The 19,002-nt window shown below is 55.2% G+C and carries 22 protein-coding genes and 1 tRNA gene; 1 reads left to right on the top strand and 22 read right to left on the bottom strand.

The features are described 5' to 3' along the window. The 19 genes from topA to ODQ19_RS02230 form a co-directional block, all read right to left on the bottom strand. The coding region (topA, locus tag ODQ19_RS02320; protein ID WP_330209236.1) for a type I DNA topoisomerase at window positions 1-1,876 on the bottom strand (1,876 nt) is incomplete at its 3' end. 99 nt (window positions 1,877-1,975) lie between these two features. After that, window positions 1,976-2,173, bottom strand: a complete 198-nt coding sequence (locus ODQ19_RS02315; RefSeq protein WP_169850541.1) for a CrpP family ICE-associated protein — start codon at window positions 2,171-2,173, stop codon at window positions 1,976-1,978. Between the two features lie 177 nt (window positions 2,174-2,350). Beyond that, window positions 2,351-2,776 (bottom strand): hypothetical protein, encoded by a 426-nt coding sequence (locus tag ODQ19_RS02310; RefSeq protein WP_169850542.1) that lies wholly within the window; start codon window positions 2,774-2,776, stop codon window positions 2,351-2,353. Between the two features lie 110 nt (window positions 2,777-2,886). Beyond that, window positions 2,887-3,351 carry a single-stranded DNA-binding protein gene (locus ODQ19_RS02305; protein ID WP_169850543.1) on the bottom strand — a complete coding sequence of 155 codons (465 nt, stop codon included), beginning with the start codon at window positions 3,349-3,351 and terminating at the stop codon, window positions 2,887-2,889. 15 nt (window positions 3,352-3,366) lie between these two features. Then, window positions 3,367-3,906, bottom strand: a complete 540-nt coding sequence (locus ODQ19_RS02300) for a DUF3158 family protein (protein WP_032881095.1) — start codon at window positions 3,904-3,906, stop codon at window positions 3,367-3,369. Window positions 3,907-3,911: 5 nt separating this feature from the next. Next, window positions 3,912-4,637, bottom strand: a complete 726-nt coding sequence (locus tag ODQ19_RS02295) for a PFL_4669 family integrating conjugative element protein (RefSeq protein ID WP_169850544.1) — start codon at window positions 4,635-4,637, stop codon at window positions 3,912-3,914. Between the two features lie 1,020 nt (window positions 4,638-5,657). Beyond that, the gene (locus ODQ19_RS02290) at window positions 5,658-6,959 is read right to left on the bottom strand and encodes an STY4528 family pathogenicity island replication protein (protein WP_169850545.1); all 1,302 of its coding nucleotides are present in this window, start codon (window positions 6,957-6,959) and stop codon (window positions 5,658-5,660) included. Next, a complete protein-coding gene (locus tag ODQ19_RS02285) occupies window positions 6,956-7,651 on the bottom strand; it encodes a DUF2857 domain-containing protein (RefSeq protein ID WP_008437329.1) in 696 nt (231 codons plus the stop codon). Before ODQ19_RS02285 ends, ODQ19_RS02290 begins: the two co-directional genes overlap by 4 nt. A 28-nt stretch (window positions 7,652-7,679) precedes the next feature. Continuing rightward, window positions 7,680-9,452 carry a ParB family protein gene (locus tag ODQ19_RS02280; protein WP_169850546.1) on the bottom strand — a complete coding sequence of 591 codons (1,773 nt, stop codon included), beginning with the start codon at window positions 9,450-9,452 and terminating at the stop codon, window positions 7,680-7,682. Continuing rightward, entirely contained in the window at window positions 9,449-9,685 is a 237-nt protein-coding gene (locus tag ODQ19_RS02275; protein WP_032877856.1) for an Arc family DNA-binding protein, read from the bottom strand. The genes ODQ19_RS02280 and ODQ19_RS02275 overlap by 4 nt, the downstream gene beginning before the upstream one ends. A gap of 33 nt (window positions 9,686-9,718) precedes the next feature. After that, a complete protein-coding gene (yejK, locus tag ODQ19_RS02270) occupies window positions 9,719-10,720 on the bottom strand; it encodes a nucleoid-associated protein YejK (RefSeq protein WP_169850547.1) in 1,002 nt (333 codons plus the stop codon). Beyond that, window positions 10,720-10,959 (bottom strand): type II toxin-antitoxin system HicA family toxin, encoded by a 240-nt coding sequence (locus ODQ19_RS02265; protein WP_083216575.1) that lies wholly within the window; start codon window positions 10,957-10,959, stop codon window positions 10,720-10,722. Before ODQ19_RS02265 ends, yejK begins: the two co-directional genes overlap by 1 nt. Then, on the bottom strand, window positions 10,956-11,477 hold the full coding sequence (locus ODQ19_RS02260; protein ID WP_169850548.1) for a hypothetical protein: 522 nt from the start codon (window positions 11,475-11,477) through the stop codon (window positions 10,956-10,958). The genes ODQ19_RS02265 and ODQ19_RS02260 overlap by 4 nt, the downstream gene beginning before the upstream one ends. 180 nt (window positions 11,478-11,657) lie before the next feature. After that, entirely contained in the window at window positions 11,658-13,007 is a 1,350-nt protein-coding gene (gene dnaB / locus ODQ19_RS02255; RefSeq protein ID WP_169850549.1) for a replicative DNA helicase, read from the bottom strand. Beyond that, on the bottom strand, window positions 13,004-13,222 hold the full coding sequence (locus ODQ19_RS02250) for a hypothetical protein (RefSeq protein ID WP_032877851.1): 219 nt from the start codon (window positions 13,220-13,222) through the stop codon (window positions 13,004-13,006). Before ODQ19_RS02250 ends, dnaB begins: the two co-directional genes overlap by 4 nt. After that, entirely contained in the window at window positions 13,206-13,925 is a 720-nt protein-coding gene (locus ODQ19_RS02245) for an HNH endonuclease signature motif containing protein (RefSeq protein WP_198717404.1), read from the bottom strand. Before ODQ19_RS02245 ends, ODQ19_RS02250 begins: the two co-directional genes overlap by 17 nt. Next, window positions 13,922-14,623: a DUF2786 domain-containing protein gene (locus ODQ19_RS02240; protein WP_372436543.1), complete on the bottom strand. Its 702-nt coding sequence runs from the start codon at window positions 14,621-14,623 to the stop codon at window positions 13,922-13,924. The genes ODQ19_RS02245 and ODQ19_RS02240 overlap by 4 nt, the downstream gene beginning before the upstream one ends. Further along, entirely contained in the window at window positions 14,620-15,378 is a 759-nt protein-coding gene (locus ODQ19_RS02235; RefSeq protein WP_169850551.1) for a hypothetical protein, read from the bottom strand. The genes ODQ19_RS02240 and ODQ19_RS02235 overlap by 4 nt, the downstream gene beginning before the upstream one ends. A 1-nt stretch (window position 15,379) precedes the next feature. After that, the gene (locus tag ODQ19_RS02230) at window positions 15,380-16,240 is read right to left on the bottom strand and encodes a ParA family protein (protein ID WP_032877846.1); all 861 of its coding nucleotides are present in this window, start codon (window positions 16,238-16,240) and stop codon (window positions 15,380-15,382) included. A 241-nt stretch (window positions 16,241-16,481) separates the two neighbouring features. Between ODQ19_RS02230 and ODQ19_RS02225 the strand changes: the two genes are divergently transcribed. Beyond that, window positions 16,482-16,558, top strand: a tRNA-Pro gene (locus ODQ19_RS02225). A 124-nt stretch (window positions 16,559-16,682) separates the two neighbouring features. On the opposite strand, the gene ODQ19_RS02220 is transcribed toward ODQ19_RS02225, so the two are convergent. From ODQ19_RS02220 to ODQ19_RS02210, 3 genes are read right to left on the bottom strand one after another with little or no spacing between them, the layout of a single operon-like run. Then, on the bottom strand, window positions 16,683-17,981 hold the full coding sequence (locus ODQ19_RS02220; RefSeq protein WP_014716868.1) for an NAD(P)/FAD-dependent oxidoreductase: 1,299 nt from the start codon (window positions 17,979-17,981) through the stop codon (window positions 16,683-16,685). Window positions 17,982-18,041: 60 nt separating this feature from the next. Next, a complete protein-coding gene (locus ODQ19_RS02215) occupies window positions 18,042-18,215 on the bottom strand; it encodes a DUF3094 family protein (protein WP_116668373.1) in 174 nt (57 codons plus the stop codon). Between the two features lie 53 nt (window positions 18,216-18,268). Then, window positions 18,269-18,898 carry a DUF1780 domain-containing protein gene (locus tag ODQ19_RS02210; RefSeq protein ID WP_003188431.1) on the bottom strand — a complete coding sequence of 210 codons (630 nt, stop codon included), beginning with the start codon at window positions 18,896-18,898 and terminating at the stop codon, window positions 18,269-18,271. Between the last annotated feature and the right edge of the window lie 104 nt (window positions 18,899-19,002).

Below are 19,002 nucleotides of genomic sequence, written 5' to 3'. Positions count from 1 at the left end.
GTTTGCCATTCAAGTTTGGAAAACTCACCTTGCATCCATTCGATTTGAAGCCTGTACAACCCCAAAAGTCATAGCCACCGTCCCCTTTTTTCTGTCGCCTTGCGAGGGGCTGATTGCACTTTGGACAGTTGAAAGCGCCACCTGCTGTGGCTGGGCGTGGAGCGGACGCCATCGGCACACTCGGCATTCCACGTTGCTGAGACAGTTCCTCTTCCAGGCGTCTATGCAGACGCGCAACGACAGCTCCATAGGTGTCTTGGCCCTGGGCGATTTTGTCCAAATCGCGCTCCAGCTCCCTCGTAAAATCGAGCTCCACGAAACTGAAGAACCCTTCCAGCTTCGCGATTGTTTCCTCCCCCAGCGGCGCCGGTACCAGCTTGCGGCTTTTTTCCTCAATCATTCCTTTGCTGGTGATGTTCTTCAAGATCGAGGCGAACGTACTGGGACGACCAATACCGCGGCGCTCCATTTCTTTGATTAGACTGGCCTTGGTGTAGCGGGATGGCGGCTGAGTTTTCTTCTTCAGCAGTTCTCCGTTGTGCACAGAGAGGATCTGTTTTGGTGAGAGTGCAGGAACTGGGTTGCTCGCTGCTGCATCTTCCCCATCGTCTGTGTCATCGCCCTTGAGCAGTTTCCGCCACCCAGGATGAAAAAGTGTTTCACCAGTTGCATTGAATCGCAGAGCTTTACCATTTGGGCCAACCGCGAGCAGTTTTACAGCACGCACGTCGAAAACCGCCGCTTCGATCTGGCTGGCCAGCGCCCGGACCCAAATCAACTTGTACAGGGCGAGCTCCTCGTCGTTCTCACCAGCTTTTGCATCAGCCCAATGCGTCGGGGTAATAGCGGGGTGGCCTTCCTGCGCGCCTTCGGCGGCCTTGAATGTACGTCGCTGGTCGACGGTCTTCAACCCGATGGATCTAGCTACGGTTCTTATATCCTCCATAGCCTCGTCTGGTACGTTGGGATTATCCGTCCTGTGGTAGGTAATGACGCCTTGTTCATACAATCGCTGGGCGACTTGCATGGTTTTGTCCGGGTCCCATTTCAAGGCGTTGCTGGCTGCTTGTTGAAGGGTGGAAGAGATAAAGGGCGCGGGTGGATGGCGCTCAGCCTTGCGGTCTTCACAGGACTCGACGACGACATTACGTGTGCCGGCGACGAGTTGGGCCAGGTTGGCATCTTGAACGTAAGGAAAGTCTTTGCTCGCGAACTCCGGTACCGGTTGCCAATCTGCATACCAGGTGGAGCCCTGATTCATATCCATAAAGTTCAGACGCACTCCGAAGTGGTTGACTACCTGGAAGTTACGGATCTCGCGCTCGCGCAAAACCACCAGGTATACGGCAGGCGATTGCACGCGGCCTGCAGAGGTGGGCTTGCCCATCAGTCGGCGTAGCTCCTGAGTCACCAGGTAACCCACCAAACGATCAAGTACACGCCGGCATTCTTGTGACGCGACTCTGTTCAAATCGATTTGGCGAGGATTGGCTAGAGCCTCTGCGACACGCTTAAGGGTGATTTCATTGAAGGTGACGCGTTTGTAGGCTTTGATCGCCAATACTTGCTGGATGTGCCAGCTGATGCTTTCACCTTCGCGATCCGGGTCGGTTGCAAGGTAGATTTCATCGGCCTCTTTAGCTGCGGCCTTCATGGTTTGCACGGCCTTGGCGCTTTTTTCCAGGATCACGTACACCGGTCTGTAATCTTTGCGGACACCGGTAGTGATCATGCTGTCGTCCTGCCCACTGGCCGGCAAGTCGCGTATGTGCCCACCACTTGCGACCACCTTCCAGTTTTCACCTGGGCGCAGCTTCTCCATCATTGGCTGAAGCTTTTTCCGCTTCCCAGGTGCCTCGATGATCAATAGCTTCACGGTGTGCCCCTTCTCAATTAAGCAGAGAGGGACTGTCACGTCATGGCAGGTAGGGCTTCAATGGGAAATGGTCAATGCACAACGGGAGGCTTTTAGCGGCTAGAGCTTCAGCGACAGCTGCTGTTCCTGGGCAAAGCCCTTTAGCCACGACGCGCGCATCGCAGGATGGTGGTAAGGGCAGTCATACACCCGTAGCCCTTTCCGGGCGGCGTCAGCACCGGCTATTTGAACGGTAGTATGGGGGTTATTGAATTGCCGCCTATCTGCTGGTTTCAAAGAAGTTCGAGATTGCGCCATTGGCTATCGGTCCCCGAAGAACAGATCTATCAGACAGTAGCATCACGAATAGAGCATTTTTTTCCACAAAAACGGAGGTTTTAATCTTCTGTGCTTGAAATAGCCGAATGGAAGTGTGACTCAACCTGAAAGTTAACGAATGGCGCGATTTTTTGCCAACCAATTGGCGGTTTGATGTCAATTCGAAGCTGGCTCGTCCGTCCAGTTCGCAGCTCTGATCCACGCGATGAAGTCCTGAGTGGATTGTCCGCTTTGAACACGTAGTTGTTCCAGCTTGCCATATAAGTGTTCAGTCATTTCGTCGTCGTAGTCAAAGTCGACGCGGTATTCAGTATCAAAGCGGTATTCATCGAGCAAGGTGTTGATAAATCGGCGGGCTTGCCAGGTATCAAGGTCTGTCTCTCCACGGCCCCCCATCAGATCCTCCCCCGTTCGCCACCCAACTGGAGCCCATGATGCTCGGTTTAGGTCCAGGGTGAGCCCGTAGTAGTCCGGAGCATTCACCTCGCTTTCATCAAAGTAAGCCCAGTAAACGCGGCCTAAAGCTGGGTGCTCTGCGCCAATGACAACGTACCCTGTTGGGTCCCTCAAAACTTCATCCATCGGCACGTCCTAATTTGTAGTAGTTCCCTAATGAGGTCGGGGGAAACGATGAGCTGTTTCCCCCAACACCGACAGCTACACGAATGGGCCGAAAAATTAAGCCCCTGTTTTCAGAATTGCGGTGGATCGGTATCTGGATATTCATCCGGGCCTGGAGCTGGCTGCGGCCGCGATTCGGGTCTGTTGGACTGTTGCGAATTCTGGTTGTGCGAAGGTGCCAGATTCACCATGGTCACGCGGTGCGGCAGCATGCCGACGCGGCTGGCCTGAATTTTCAAAGCTTCGAATTCTCCTTCGTCGTTCTTCCAGCGGTCCATAACAGCGCGACCGGAAACCAGCACTCGCATACCTTTCTGGAACAGTTGCGAGTAATGCTCGGCGTCCTTGTGCCACCACTCCACATTCGCCCAAAAACCGCCACGGTCTTCGTAGCCGCCTTTGCCATCCGGAATCGAATTGTCGAAGTAAACGTTGGCCCGCATGAGTCGACGTGGGTCTTTATTGCCGTTGGGGAATTCTTTGAATTCCGGTGCAGAACCGATATTGCCTTCCCAGCCTTGTACGGGTGTGCCCATGAGTATTCTCCGAGGTTATTGGTGTTGCGTTGGGTTGTTGAGCTGCTGCAGGCGAGCGGTATACACGGCCTCTGCCTGGCCCATTTTTTCTGCGCACTCGGCGGCCTGTTTGGTGATCGAGTGCAGCAAACTCATTTGCATGTTCAAGGTGATGCGCTGCAGCTCCATCACGTAAAGATCCTGCAGCATGGATTCCGGTGTTCTGGGTGAACCCATCATTTCTGCCCAAACTCCGACGCCCATCCTCCGATCTGTCACCAGCTGCCATCTCAAAAACTGGGTACCGGCTTGGGTGTTTTGCTCAGTCAACCGCACTGGAACAAGGGTGAATGGATATCGGCGGGCCTGGCTCAGTACTTCCTGGGCAAGAGCTTTTAAGTCCGATTCTTGAGCTCGGCAAAGATCGGCAAATTGGGTCAGCTCCCCCTTACCTTTAAAAGGCTTTAAAAGGCCTTTTAGTGAGGCGGCCTGTTGCAGTCGCTGAAAGGCTTCCTGTTGCAGTGGCCGGAAGGCGGTCTGTTGCAGCGACCCATCATTGGAGGGAATCTGGCCCATGCTCTTTAACCCTCAACGGAGTCATCGAGATGATCATCCGTGTCGGTTTGCTGCTGACCGCGGATGATCGGTGGCGCGAAATTCGAACGGCGGGTGCCTTCCAGGATGTCCTGTGGCAGCTCACCGTAGCGCTCGTACATTTTGCGGGCTGCTTCAGCCTTGGCATTGTTTGCCGCGAAGTCGTCGCGAGCAGCGCCTGAGTACTTATAGATCTGGGCCAGGCCAAACAGTCTCCGTAGTACCGCTGCGCCTTCATCGATCCAGGTTTCCATATCGTGTCGCCCGACAAGGCCAACGTGCTGGGCCAGCAGAATGCGTCTGACAATTTCGTCGTAGTTCGTCAGGAGGTACACAGCCTGAAATCCCAGGGGATTGGAGATGTACAGCGGGAGGCTGACAGGCTGGATCGAAAGGTTTTCGCTAATGCTGATGGCCGGCGGAAGGGAGGCCATGGCTGTGTCCAGGCGATCTTCGATGGTCTTTAACGCTTCCTTGGAGTCGTTGATCTTCTCTTCGAGGAGGATCATCCACCAGTCAGAGTAGGGATCATCCTGTTGGGCGCCACGAGACATTCGGTTGACGACAGTGCAGAACCCTGACAGACCGATGATGCCGGCTTTGAGGTCATTTTTAGGGCGCCCCATCCATATACGAGCGGCATGGTGGGTGTGAAGGGTGAGCTTCACATCGCTGCGCAGTGAACCGATGTTGAGCCGGAAGTTATCAGCCATGGTGCAGTGTTTCCTTGGGAAGAGGATTGACGTACCCATGCTGCAATTTGGCTATAGGAGACGCAGCATTAAATACGTAGCCCGATGGAAGGGGATTTGTTGTGGCCTCTGTATATAGGAAGAGCTGTAACTCGCCAGTGAGCTGATAGCCACCACCGATTTCGGACTCCTTCATTGCGGTGCGGGCCGAATCACTTGCAGAGCTGCCCAACCGATGCTGAGTCCTGCCAAGGTGTTGCGGGCCGCAACACTTATATGGCTACCACCTCCGGTGCCGGATCTTGTCAGGGTGTTGTGGGCCACAACACTTGCTGTGTCCCCGGCACCGATATCGGAGCCTGTCGAGGGCGATGCGGGTCGAATCACTTGCGTGACTGTTAGCAACGATCCGGGAGTCTGCCGAGGTAATTCGGGCCGAATCGCTCGCGTGACTGCCAGCAACGCTGTCGGATGTTGGCTGGGTGACGTAGGCGACATCACTTGCAGGAAGTTCACCACCAGTGTGGGATCTTGCCAGAGTGATTCGGGCCGAATCACTTGCGTAACTGTCAGCAACGATCCGGGAGTCTGCCGAGGTGATTCGGGCCGAATCGCTCGCGTGACTGCCAGCAACGCTGTCGGATGTTGGCTGGGAGACGTAGACGACATCACTTGCAGGAAGTTCACCACCAGTGTGGGATCTTGCCAGAGTGATTCGGGCCGAATCACTTGTGTGACTGTCAGCAACGATCCGGGAGTCTGCCGAGGTGATTCGGGCCGAATCGCACGCGTGACTGCCAGCAACGCTGTCGGATGTTGGCTGGGTGATGTAGCCGACATCACTTGCAGGAAGTTCACCACCAATGTGGGATCTTGCCAGAGTGATTCGGGCCGAATCACTCGCAAGAGCGCCGTCATCGATGCCGGATACCGACTGGGTGATGCGGGCCACATCACTTGATGTGTTTGCGGTACGGATGCCAGATTTTAACTGGGCGTTGCGGGTCGCAACTTTTCGATAAGCTAGTTTTCCTCCCGGCTTCATGGGTTTGTCCCCCGACTCGGTTTCAGCAAATGCAACATTCCGCTGAGTGTGTGTTTCGCGGTTTGTATCGACTCAGGGCTACGCGGCTGAGTTACCGTCTTCGTCGGCTGCTCTGCGCCCTCTGGCGGGGCTGAAGCGTCTTGAGGCCCGGGGCTCGCTTTTGCCTTGTCGTCAGGGTTCCATTGGCTGTTGAAATCGCCGCGAACGGCCATGCCGACTAGCGTCATCAAGTATCCAAGCGGGTTTCGGACCCCTCCCGAGTCACAGCGATGGACCCATTGTTTGATGAGCGCCGTTTTCAATTCTGCTGGAACCTTTTGGAGCGCCAGGACCGCGTTCTGTTTTTGCTCGACCGGTAGTCGATGCAGTGCACCGAGCAAATCGGCAGCGATGTCGTTTGGTGCGGGCGGTACATGTACAGAGCTTTTACAAACATCTTTGTGTGTATCTGTATACGTACTATATGAGTTCGGATGCCGAACTAAGCCCGAACTCAGTGATTTACGGCTGAGTTCGGCATCCGAACTCTGCTCCAAAGCGATTCGCTCTTCGCCTTTTTCACTGAGTTCGGTATTCGAACTCAGTGGAGATAAAGCTATATTTTGCTGAGTTCGGATTCCGAACTCAGTCGCTTTAGGTACGACTGGCGCCTGCGCTTTGGTCCAAGCCTGGCTATTCATGCGGGATTCGATGATGTCCAGCCTGCTAGGTAAGCGTTGGCCAACGTCAGGATCAGCTGCAAATTCCTTCCAGGCAATTTCCGCTACTTCGCGAATCACCTTGGTCTGGTGCTGCATTGAATGCGCGAGTAGCTGCAAGTAGTCCTTGTCGAACTCTAGAGCTTCGGCCGGTGTGACCGGTTCGTCATGAAGCAGGTAGACGTTGCCTTGCACTTGTCCACTCAGGTCATTGCGCACCCGTCGCCCAAGGCTAAGCCAACGGGTGAGACGTAAGGTGACTAATGCTTTTGATACAGTTTCACGTGAGGCTGGCCTACCGGGTTGCATACCCAAATATGGCCGCAGTTGGTCATAGGTAGGGAACGCCGTAAGGCCGTCGTCATTGATCAGTAGGCGAAATACCTGCCAGGTGTTTCTTTCAAGCGGGGTTAAGCGATCATCCAAAAGCAATCGGCGAGGTACCGTTTCGTGTGGGTTCCCGCTGAAAATAATTCCGGAGTAGGGGGAAGACCCTTCAATCCCCGGAGGCGCCGACTCTTTTTTCTGAAGCAAGTGAGCTTCAAGGTGACCCGAGGCCGAGTCTAAAAGCGTCGACAAGGGGAGCCGAGACAACCTCATAATACAGAGTCACCTTCCACCGATGTCGCTGCAGGCTGTGCAAGTCGTTGAGAAGACACAAGCTGTAGCCTTCTCGGAAGGCCAGGGTTTGCAGGAGGGTAAAGCCCTTCCTTTATCCAGGACTGAATGCGATGCCAGATGATGGCCAGGCTGAGGTTTTCGTGGGTTTCATCTGGGCTAGTATCCTGTGGAGCATTGAGTTCCTCGGCGACTAACATGGCGATGTCCAGCAACGCGAGACTGTCGCCAAGCTCTACCTGATGCTCTTGCATTAGGTGCGTCCATCGGTACCAAAGCTGAGCGTCCATCTCCTCACTGAATTCGCGCCAACGGCCACGACGTGCCGTCACGCCGATCATGAGGCGTTGAAGTGCCACATCCTGCGGAGACAGCCCGAAGAACTGTTGCAGCATTTGAGTGGTCGCGCCAAGTCGCAGCGCACGTTCAATCATGCGCACTTCTTCATCAGAACGCTGCGCGCCTGACAGTAGTTTTTTTACCATGTCCCCATCAATGGTGACGTTGCACCAAGACACGGGAGTGTTAAGCAGCAAGCTCAGTACTGAAGGTTGTTGGAGCTGAGCCAATATCTCTGGCTCCAGGCCCATTTCGATGCAGCGCCGAAGTTGACCATTACGCATGTGATGAAGCACCTGTGACAGGATTGCTTCATTTATTGGTGTCTTGGACATGACGACTCCCCCTTGTAGAGTCCGTGTGTTAACTGGCTGAATTCGGACCGTTGTTGGCGACTGACTGGATTTCCAGGTCAATCAAACGTCTTGCGAGACGAATAATGCGGAACAGCTTCACTAGAGCGCCGTCGCTGAGACGGCATTCACTTTCAGGGGGCTGATCTTTTGTGTGAGGCTGACCTAGTAAGATCTGACCCAGCCCGGCTGCGAACTCAAAGTCAGCCAACGCGTCGATTTGAAGCTCGGGTTGCTGCTGAATCATTTTCAGTACGATGGCCATCGAGCCGCTCAAAGACTGGAGCAGCGTCAAGGTATGTTGGGCTGTGGCAGTAATTTCGACTTCCGCTTCGGGGTGTCGGTAGCTGAACCCGACGCCACCATCGATATCGATAAATTGACCTGGGGCTTTGACCGAGCTGGCTATTTCGCGAGCCAATTGAGCGATGTGCTGACGCAGGGTCGCGGTATTGTCTATTTCGCGTTCGATGTACCAAAGGTCAGAAATGGGATTGAGCCCGCCAGCTTGAACAGGGATGGCCACCAAGGCATTGGAGGCGAAGTCGGGCAAGACCTCACCGTCAAGCGCAGCGAGCTCCCGTTTCATCTTGTCGACTCTGGGAGAAGTCTTCACAGGGCTCGCAACGTGCCCATCGATACGTGCTTGGCGCTCTTGTGGGCTCATTTGCTCCTGCGGAGCAGGTGCCAGTTGCTGTTGCACCCTTTGAGGTGAAGGACTCTCTTTGGAGGGCGTCGTCTTATGTGTGCTGCCCCCCGAAGTAGTAGGGGGTAGTTGTAGAGTGTTCTGATTAGACTCAATGCCATTGTTTGAAACGTTAAGTTGAGTCCCCCCCTCAAATTGCGATGCAGGGTACTGTGGCAGCTCAAGAACCGGCGTAGACCGACGCAATTGGTCCTGGTTCTGAGTGATTTCCAACAGTATCTGCTCGTAGCCGAGGTTCAGCGGCTTTTTAAGCTGATCTATCAATTCGTCCTGAAATCGCTGGAATAGGAATTCTTCAGCGTCGCCCTCAAACTGGGACAGTACATCTTGGAAAAGCGTATCGAAATCAAGGTGCTGCTCCTGCTCCTGCTCTTGATAATTACGATCCCAGCACTGAAGGGCTGTTTTGCGTAATGCTAGAAGTCTCGTAATACGGTCTACTCCAAGCCCTGAATAAAGCAGGTTTGGAGCAGCAGGCAGTAAGTGTCGGATTGTTTCCAGCATTTTGCTGATGTGTGATTGTGAAACTGGATATCCATCAGCGGCCAGTCGTCTTGCAAGTTCACGTTGAGAGATCGATTCTCCAGCTTCAGCCTCATACAACACTTTTGCTTTATCGACACCAATAGCTCGCTCAATGAACAGGAGCTGGCCTTGCAGGTCGTTTTCAGCCAAGTGGCCGGTGAGCGAAATGATTTCGCCCCGAACGGCGTCCCAGGGGCGAAATAGGCAGTGGAACTTGAAATACTTCTCGTCGCCGGTCTCACGATACAACTCGTTTAAAATTGCCAGACGCGTGTTGCCGCCGTTGCGGATCCGGTACTTATTTTCCCCAGGTTTACGGGTTACGGGAGGTGGCGTATCGAGACCCCGATTCCGTATCGACTCTTTAATTTCATCGTACTTGGGGTTACGCGTCGTCCTTGGGTTTTCGTCATACGGCAGCGTTTCGTCGAGGGTCAACAGCATGGGGGTATCGACGATGGGGTCACTCATTCGCTCTGCCACCGGCGACTTCGATTCAAACGCCGGCAGCAACAGCTTATCTTTCATGGTCTGGGCCAAAGACGCTTTCATACTCTGGCTCCTGGCTGCTCGTAAGCCGGGCTTGCCGCCAAGAGCTGGTCAATGATTTTCAAAGCGCGATCCAGAGCGGCTTCAAGTTCGGCAGTTGTCTCCAGCCGATAAACAATTTCTGAGTTCATCGACCTGGCGTTGTCACGTGCTTCCAACGCGATGCGTTCGCGCATCCCGTCGGGAAGGCGAATAACGAATTTTTCTTCATGCAGACGCTTTGGTTTGTTACTCATGGTGGGCTCCGATGCATAGGGTAGAAAGTGTGTTCAGCGACGTTTCAACTGATCAGTGAGTTGGGTAGGTAACCCCTTGATGACTAATGAATTGGACGCCTCGTCGTACTCGATCTTGTCCCCTAGCAGATGCGTTTCAAAACTGATGGACAAGCCTTCGGCACGGCCGGTGAACCGACGGAATTGGTTGAGAGTGCGTTTATCCAGGGGGATTTCCGGCGACAGGCCGTAGTCCTTATTGCGGATATGGTCGTAGAACGCCTTGGGACGATCTTCATCGATCAAGCCCGACAGTTCCTCCAGGCCCATGGGTTCACCGAGCTTGGCCTGGCTGGTGGCGTAGTCCACCAGGGCCTTGGTTTTCTCGCGGGCCGATTCGTCTGGCAGGTCTTCGTTTTCAACGAAGTCGCTGAACGCCTTGAGGAGGGTGCGGGTTTCGCCCGGGCCGTCGACGCCTTCCATGCAGCCAATGAAGTCGCTGAAATACCCCGAGATCTTCTTACCGTTCTTGCCTTTGATGTACGAGATGTACTGCTTGGACTGCTTGTTGTTCTGCCACTCGGACAAGTTGATACGCGCCGCAAGGTGCAACTGGCCAACGTCCAGGTGGCGTGAAGGAGTGACGTCCAGGTCGTCAGTAACCACCACGCCTTCACTGTGATGGAGCAGGGCGACAGTTAGGTAGTCGGTCATGCCTTGCTGGTAATGGGCAAGCAGTACGTGGCCACCGGTGGAGAGGTTGGATTCTTCCATCAGCTTTTGCAGATGCTCGACCGCCGTGTGGCTGAAGGCGGTGAAGTCCTGGCCACCTTCAAAGTACTGCTTTAACCAGCCGCTAAACGGGTGCGCGCCGGACTCGGCATGGAAAAAACCCCAGGCCTTGCCTTGTTTGGCGTTATAGCTCTCGTTGAGGTTGGCAAGCATGTCCCCAATGGCGACCGATTCGGATAGCTCCGAATCGCGTACCTGGAGAACAGCTGGTGTGCCATCGGGTTTTTTGTCGATCAGGTGGACGATGCAATGACGGATAGGCATTAGATTGCCTCCTGCGAATGTATGGTTTGAGCTCGATCAGCACGACGAATACGGGCTTTGGCATTGAGGCCTGAGCGGTAATCGCTTGCGGTTGATGAGGTGTAAATCGATCCAAGGCCAGACTTCGTGAACTTGATGTGGCCACCTTGAGTGCGAGACACCGTCCAGCCATTCGCTTCAGCAAACTTCACGAGTACACGAAGGCTCTCGCTTTTTCCGCGTAGGAGATTGGTGGTCATAGCTCTGCATCCCTGTCTTCCAGAACGTTACCGGCCTGGATCGCGATGATTTCAGCCTGGTCGCCAGGAAACTTGGTACCGAGCTCATGCAAAAAGTGACGCGTAGCCTCACGTGCTCCAGGCACGCGGAACACCACGCTGCAGTGCTGAACTTCCGCGGGGTGTTGTAGGTGAGACATGACGCCCACTTTCAGCGAGCAGCACTGGAGGTAGCGGGGCACCCAAACCGACCAGAAGTAGCTGGATAGCAAGGCGCCCGCGCAGAGCAGTTCAACGGTAATTGTTGCGCTGGGCGTGTTGGTCAGCTCGACGTAGCCGAGCTTCTCAAACTCCAACAGATCCTCACGCATGCTCATTGGGACCACGGTGGTGTGGTCACGAGCAAGGCGGCCGATCGCTTGAGCTAATGCGTCGAGCTCCACTGGGTTGATCCCAGATTTATGGGCGTGAGCCACGGCAGAGGCTTCGAACACCGCACCGGCATGGATACTAGGAAATAGCTCGACGCTACTGTGCATCCGACACCTCCTGAAGCTCCTCGATGTCATAGCTATTGCAAGTAGGGCAAATAAGCTCGTCCACTTCACCGTCGGGTAAGGCTGGAGCCCCATTCACTTGATGTTTCGGGTGGTGGCTATCGCATTGAAGGCACCGGTGAGTGATGCGGACGAGAGTATTCATCGCTGAGGTGTGCTTTTTCATAGTTGAGCCCCTTGCCAGCCGGCGTTGGGACTGAGGTTGGCAAACCGGGTCTGATTGGCGATGAAGGCTGTTCTTACGGTCCCAGTTGGGCCGTTACGCGCCTTGCCGAGAATGATTTCTGCAATGCCTTTGTGTTCGCTCTGAGGGTGGTACACCTCGTCCCGGTAGACGAACATAATCAGGTCCGCGTCCTGTTCAATCGCACCGCTATCACGCAGGTCTGCGTTGATCGGACGCTTATTTGGCCGTCGCTCCAGTTCTCGGTTGAGCTGGGAAAGCGCAACCACCGGGCAATTCATCTCTTTCGCCAGGGCCTTGAGGGACTGGGATATAGCGCTGATCTCGTTGGCCCTGTTTTCCTGACCTGGGCAGCGCATGAGCTGCAGGTAATCAATCAGGATCAAGCTCGGGTGCCCGAAGCGACGAGCTGCTCGACGAGATTTGGCTCTGATTACTGCAGGCGTGAGCGCTGATGAGTCGTCGATGACCAGGCGCTCGCCATAGCCATTGATACGTGAAACCGCTGCAGTCAGCTTCGGCCAATCATCATCATCGAGCTTGCCCTTCAATAGCCTGCCCAGATCGATATGGCCTAGGATGCCCATCAATCGATACATCAATGCTTTGGCCGGCATTTCCATGCTGAAAACCTGAACTGTACGATCAAGCTTTGCCTGCAGAGCCGTATCTATGAAGTTCAAGGCCAGAGAGGTCTTCCCCATAGACGGGCGCGCGCCGAGGATGATCAGGTCGGCTTCTTGAAAACCCGACGTCAGCTCGTCCAGGTCCTCCAGGCCTGAAGGCAGGCCGGTCACGGTGATATTGCCGTTGAAATGCTCGTCTATTTGTTCGACGACGTTCGTCAGGCACTGGTTGATATTGACGAATTCCGTTGCGCTCTTGCCCTCACCCAGAGCGAACAGTTGCTGTTCAATTGATTCTTGAACATTTTCCGCACTTGCCAATGGGTCTGTCGCCTCGCGAGAGCATTGGTATCCAAGGGACATGAGCTGTCTGAGCCGAGAGCGATTACGCACGATGGATGCGTAATGCTCGATGTTGGCTACAGACGGCGTATTTTTGGCCAGCTCGCCCAGATAGCTCAGCCCTCCGGCTTCGTCTGGCTCCTCCAACGCGTTGTGGACGGTGACGATATCGAACGGAATCGACTTGTCAGCAAGGCTTGCCATTGTCCGGAACAGCAACCGATGGTCGTGTCGAAAAAAATCAGAGGCATCCAGTTTGTCCGCGACGAGATCCCAGGTGTTGTTGTCGAGCAGTAGCCCACCTAACACACCTTGTTCAGCCTCTACGGAGTAGGGCGGTGATAGGTCAAGGTGATTCATTTCCCTGACTCCTGACCTATCTGAAGAAAACCACTCCCGTTGCGTGCCCCCAGGGCTTTGACCATGTCGACTTCAACCTTCGCTGAATTGATCATGACCTGAGCAACCTCCGCTACCGCTTTAGCCCGTTCAATTTCCATTGGTTTTTCCGGGTCCAGGAGGCTCTCGATCGCGACGAACAGGTGATTACGTAGATCTTCAATCTTGTTCTTCATTTTCAACCTCCCGGATGGTGCGTTTGAGTTTGCCGATAGCGCGTATTGCGGATTTCAGCTCTTCCGGATACCGATGAATGGTGTTACGACGCATGCGTTCTGCCCTCGTCAGCAACTCCAGGTTATTCAGGGCTATATGGGCCTTGTTGCCGTCCTTGAAGCACACGCACATGTTTAAAGGGACTGGTCCGTGATGCTCCTCCCAGAGCAGTACGTGCACCGCTTTCCAGTCAACGGGTGGATAACCTGTATCGGTGATTTTCTTCTGCTGATAGCCGTCAGGAGTCGTGCGCAGGCTCCCAACAGGGAGCCAGTTCCCTGGTTTATTCCCCGCCTTAAACTGCGTTTGAGTCATGCGGCCAGAGGAGGGGAGCCCCTTGAGGCCCTTATTCCACGGGACAAAACCCTTGGGAAAGCGGAATTCAGCGCCCAACTTGCCGTCAAGCCGGCCACAGAGACTACTGCGAAGAAACTCGGTACTTTTGCTCAAACCCAGCCGTTTGGCTTTGGCATAGACCTGATAGACGCTGAGCCCCAATTCGGCGGCTAGGACCTGAGTCGGTTCATCGGGATAACGGGCAATGAGCGTGCGCTCTTCTGCCTCACTCCAAACATGGTGTTTGTGAACCGGGGTAAGCCCAAGTTGGGATCTGGCTTGTTCCAGCGCCGCCATGGCCAAAGGTGAAAGCGAATGAGTTCTCATTGGCTCCCCCCATGCCCAAGGGATCCTTGCGACTGCTGTCCAACACCACGATGCAGCCTGGCATGCTTGCCCTGGTCCCATCCCGCTTGCAAAGAGCGGGTGTCATGACCTTTGGCTTCGATAGGTTTGATAATGAATTGCTTGAGGTTGGGGTGGTGCAATTCCAGATAGGCCTGGATCTCCTGCACAGTGGTTTCGTCTACCCCGTCTGCAAACTGGGTTACTTTTGAGGCGACGGCATTCAGCCAACCCTCGGCAAAGAGTTGGCCACGGTGACGTTTTGTTTTCAGTTGGCAGCGCTTCTGCAGAGCAACATGAGCTCGACGGGCAGCGACGAGTTGGTGATGCAGCGTTGAGTAGGTGTGAGCGGACAGCTCGGGCGAAATACCTTTCCCCAAGAACTTGAAGGACCAACCTGCCAGCGGATGAAAATACGCCAAGTGGCTGCAATCAAAGGCTTGAGAGCAGATTGTGGCCAGGTTGTGCAGCCAATCCTGCGGCGCACGCCGGGTCTTGGTACCCACACTGGCTTCTTCGATGGCATGAGCTGCTACTTCGGTATGTTCGAGGTTGTACTGCTTCATCAAATGGCGCGCTTGGCGAAGTGCAATTTCCACTTCGTTGGGGGCAGCGCCTTGCGATTTGGCCAGCGCCATGAGTTTGGCGACCTTGCTGAGGACTTTTTGCTTGTCCATCATTCGCCCCCTTCCTGTTGAAGGCGGGGGGATAGCGCCTCTGACCACAGGCGAAGTGTTTCTTCCTCATCAGCAGAGAGGTGAGTCCGGGCAAGACAGTTCGCAACCTTCTGTTTCAAGGCGTCAAGACGGTCTTGAACACTTGAGCCATCGTCGTAAGCAATCTCTTGCTCAACAGTTTGCACAACGTCATTACGCAGAGAGAGAACCGTGCTTATCCAAAAGGCACTTGGGCTGGTCCAGCCAATAAGCTTTCGAGTTCTGGCAGGCGACAGGTAATCACGGAGTCTGAGATTGAACTCCCTAGGTGAATAACCATTCCTGAAAACATCTGCGCGGTTGAGCGTCAGCGCTGTTTTAAGAATATCTAGGAGAGGGTCCAAAGCCGTTGACTCAGGAGCAAAAGGTTCTAGATATGTTTCAGCTACCAGACGTTTGGCTTCGGCATATCGCCCTTGCTGACGCTGTTTGGCTTGGCTTTCGTCGCGGCCGCGCTTTTCCTTCGCGTGCTTTATGTTCGAGTTCACTGACTCGATTAGCTTCGCTGCGTCTTGCAAAAGCTGAATCTGTTCAACGCTCAACTGGGCGCCAATCCGACCGGGCAGATGGCAACCGCTTGTCAGGGCTCTGATTTCTCGTGCGGTTCCACTGAGCTTGGCTTGCAAGCTGCGCAATTGCTGAGCGCTGTAGTACTTGCCAACCTCTAGGATGAGATCTGCAGTAATACTGCGGGCGTCGGTAATGGAGGGCTTCGCCATTTCAACGACCCTCCCTCACCAAGTTGGCTACCTTTTCCTCGGTCATGGCCTCGAAGCGGTCACGCCATTCTGGGAAAAGCTCAATGGCCAAACGGCGGATGACGACTAGGGCTGCCGGAGATATTCGGTTTGAAGGCTGTCTGTATTCCAGGCGATGTACTGGGACGCCCAGTGAAGAACCGCTACGAAACACCACTGCGCTGGGGACGACGCTATCCAGAACGTTGATTTCGTCATTGTCCTGGAAAATTTCCCGTACCGACTGCTCGATCATTTGCGCGTCAGTGGTTTGGTCGAGATTGTTGACGACGATCCGCACGGGAGGGATTTTCATGCCCAGGCGCCCATAGGCGCGCAGGCCGTCCAACATCTGCATGGTTCCCCGGCTGAACTCCCGAGCAGCGAGCATATTGGGCGGAAGCGGAGAGATGACCAAATCAGAGGCTAGGACCACCATTTCGAGCATGGCCGATCTGGCGCCTTGGGTGTCAATTAGTACCAGGTCGAAATGGTCTTTGAACGCCGGCATCAGGTTGGCGAGTCGCAACCGCCCGTCAGGTGCTTGCAGGAGCAGGCTGTTCAGTTGGTTGTTGATGTCGTTGGAAATGACAAGCGACAGGTTTGGAATCGCTGTGCTGGATATGATCTTGGCTGATTCGGTGATATTGAATGCCAGCAGGTCGTAGATGCCGCCCTGAGCTTCATCGACCAATTGGTAATACGAGGAGAGTGAGGGCTGTGCAGGATCTAGGTCGATGAGGAGCACGCGCAGCCCTGCATCCGCACAAAAAGCGCCGAGGTTGGCCTCGATGGTGGTTTTGCCTACGCCGCCTTTGGTCGAAACGACCGCAGAGATTTTCATGGTTTGGAGCCTCTAATGTGGGTTCATTAGAGGCTGCGAGGCCACGGAAACAGCTATGTGTAGCGAACACGATCCTGGGCTCTGAAGCACTAAACCAATTGTCTTTTAACCAATTGGTCGTAGGTTCGAATCCCACACGACCCACCATTTTTGAGACCAGTTAACGCTGGGATCGAATCTTAAGATCAGAGGCCAAAAGCGCTGATCGAAGAAGGCGACTGAAAGGTCGCCTTTTTATTACCGGGGTATAGCGCAGTCCGGTAGCGCGCCTGCTTTGGGAGCAGGATGTCGGGAGTTCGAATCCCCCTACCCCGACCATATTAAAAATCCTCGTATCGAAAGATACGGGGATTTTTTTTGTGTGCGCGAATCCTGAATTCTCCGCAAAACAAATGTGGGAGCGGGCTCCCACATTTACCAGGTCTCCTTCGAGACCAGGTTGTTAATGCAATTTAAGGCGTGGCTCGGTGCCGCGGCCGATCTTGCTGCCCAGCATCAGCATCGCCGTGCGGAAGAACCCATACAGCGCCATCTGGTGCATCCGGTACAGCGACACGTAGAACATCCGCGCCAGCCAGCCTTCCAGCATCACACTGCCCGTCAAATTGCCCATCAAGTTACCCACCGCGGAAAAGCGCGACAGCGAGATCAGCGAACCGTAGTCGGTGTACTTGTAGGTCGGCAGTTCCTTGCCTTCAATTCGCAGCTTCAGCGACTTGGCGAGCAATGAGGCCTGTTGGTGAGCCGCTTGGGCCCGTGGCGGCACATTGCGGTCGGTGCCCGGCTGCGGGCAGGCGGCGCAATCACCAAAGGCGAAGATATTTTCGTCGCGGGTGGTTTGCAGTGTTTGCAGGACTTGCAGCTGGTTGATGCGGTTGGTTTCCAGGCCATCGATGTCCTTGAGGAAACCGGGCGCGCGGATACCGGCCGCCCATACTTTCAGGCTGGCCGGAATCACCTGGCCGCTGCTGGTGATCAAGGCATCGGCGGTCACTTCACTGACCGCCGAGTTGGTCAGTACGGTCACCCCTAGTTTTTCCAGGGTCTTGTGCACTGGCCCACCGATCCGCTCCGGCAGTGCAGGCAATACCCGCGGGCCGGCTTCGATCAGGGTGATATGCATGTTTTCCGGCTTGATACGGTCCAGGCCATAGGCAGCCAGCTCATGGGCAGCGTTATGCAGCTCGGCGGCCAGCTCGACCCCGGTGGCACCGGCGCCCACGATGGCGACGCTGATCTGTTCAACGGCGTCGGTCTGCCCGGCATGGGCGCGCAGGTAGTGGTTGAGCAATTGCTGGTGGAAGCGCTCGGCCTGCTTGCGGGTGTCGAGGAACAGGCAATGTTGCGCTGCGCCTTCAGTGCCGAAGTCGTTGGTAGTGCTGCCTACCGCAATCACCAGGCTGTCGTAGCCCAGCACCCGGGCAGGCACCAGTTCGCGGCCTTCTTCGTCGAGGGTGGCGGCCAGCTGGATTTTCTTCTGCTCACGATCAAGCCCGCTCATGCGCCCTAGCTGGAACTCGAAGTGGTTCCATTTCGCTTGGGCAACATAGTTGAGTTCGTCTTCAGATGAGTTCAGTGAGCCGGCGGCGACTTCGTGCAGTAACGGCTTCCAGATGTGGGTCAGGTTAGTGTCGACCAGCGTGATGCTGGCCTTGCCACGCTTGCCCAGGGTCTTACCCAGGCGGGTAGCCAACTCCAGGCCGCCGGCACCGCCGCCGACGATAATAATACGATGGGTCATGGGGATATCTCGCAAGGCTAAAAGAAATCGGAGCAGTTACTCTCGCGAGCGCCAGGCGGCTCATAGCGTCAGGTAACTCAATAGGCGGCTCAGCGCACCGAGCCCGATGACCACTACCAGCACCACGCAGAGGAGCAGCCACGGCCGGAAAGGCTTGCGCTCGACTCTGTTCTGGGAAAGTCGCAGGTACTCTTCGACACGCTCTTGGTCATCGGGTTTCAGGCGGCTGGTCATAAAGGCCTCGTCAGGTAGACGTTGCAAAGGGGCGCCACGTTACAGCCAGGGCATCAAAGGCTGATGCCGACATCAAACACTATGCTGCGCCCCAGGTTGTTGCGCAAGAAGTCCGGCGCGTCGGGATGTGCAAACAGCACCCGGGCGAAGGTCGGCCCCACCAGTGAAAGCGAGCGCCAGCCCTGGCGCAGGTATTCGGTCGGCGGCGGAAAATGGCTGTTGAGGTCCAGCACTTCGCGCTTTAGGCTGGTAAACGCAATCAAGTCCAACTCCCCCAGGTCCATGCCGCGCTCTTTGTAGTTGTGGGCCTTTTTACGCAATGTGGGGGCCAGGCGCAGCAGGAATTCATGGGCGGGGATTCGCCGTGGCTTGGCTTCGCGCCGTACCAGCTGGCTCAAGGAAAAAGCACTGCGCCTGCGCAGCAGCTCATCACGCCACTCGTCGTTCAGGCGTCGGCCCTCGTCCAGCACAAAAAAGACCTCGAAGCTGGCGTCACGAAACAACACGTCGGGCGGCTCCTGGCCCGCAGCGTGAAACTCTTCGACGCGGTAGGGCACGTTCAAGCCTTGCAGCAGGCGCTGGCAGACCCAACGCTCACGCTCCCACTTGCGGGCATTGGACAGAAACGCATTGGCTTGTTCGGCTGCTACGGTGAGCAGGCGCAAATAATCTGAGTCATCCATAGTGGCAGCTTAGCGTTCAAATGATGACCACAGGAAGTCTTGCCTTAAAACGCGGGTGTAGAATGCTCACGTGAAACAGGCCAGGGACGAGGTGTGTGATGAGT

The sequence above is a fragment of the Pseudomonas sp. AM4(2022) genome (assembly GCF_036346515.1).
Lineage (GTDB): Bacteria > Pseudomonadota > Gammaproteobacteria > Pseudomonadales > Pseudomonadaceae > Aquipseudomonas > Aquipseudomonas paracarnis.
This window is presented reverse-complemented; position numbering and strand designations above follow the sequence as displayed.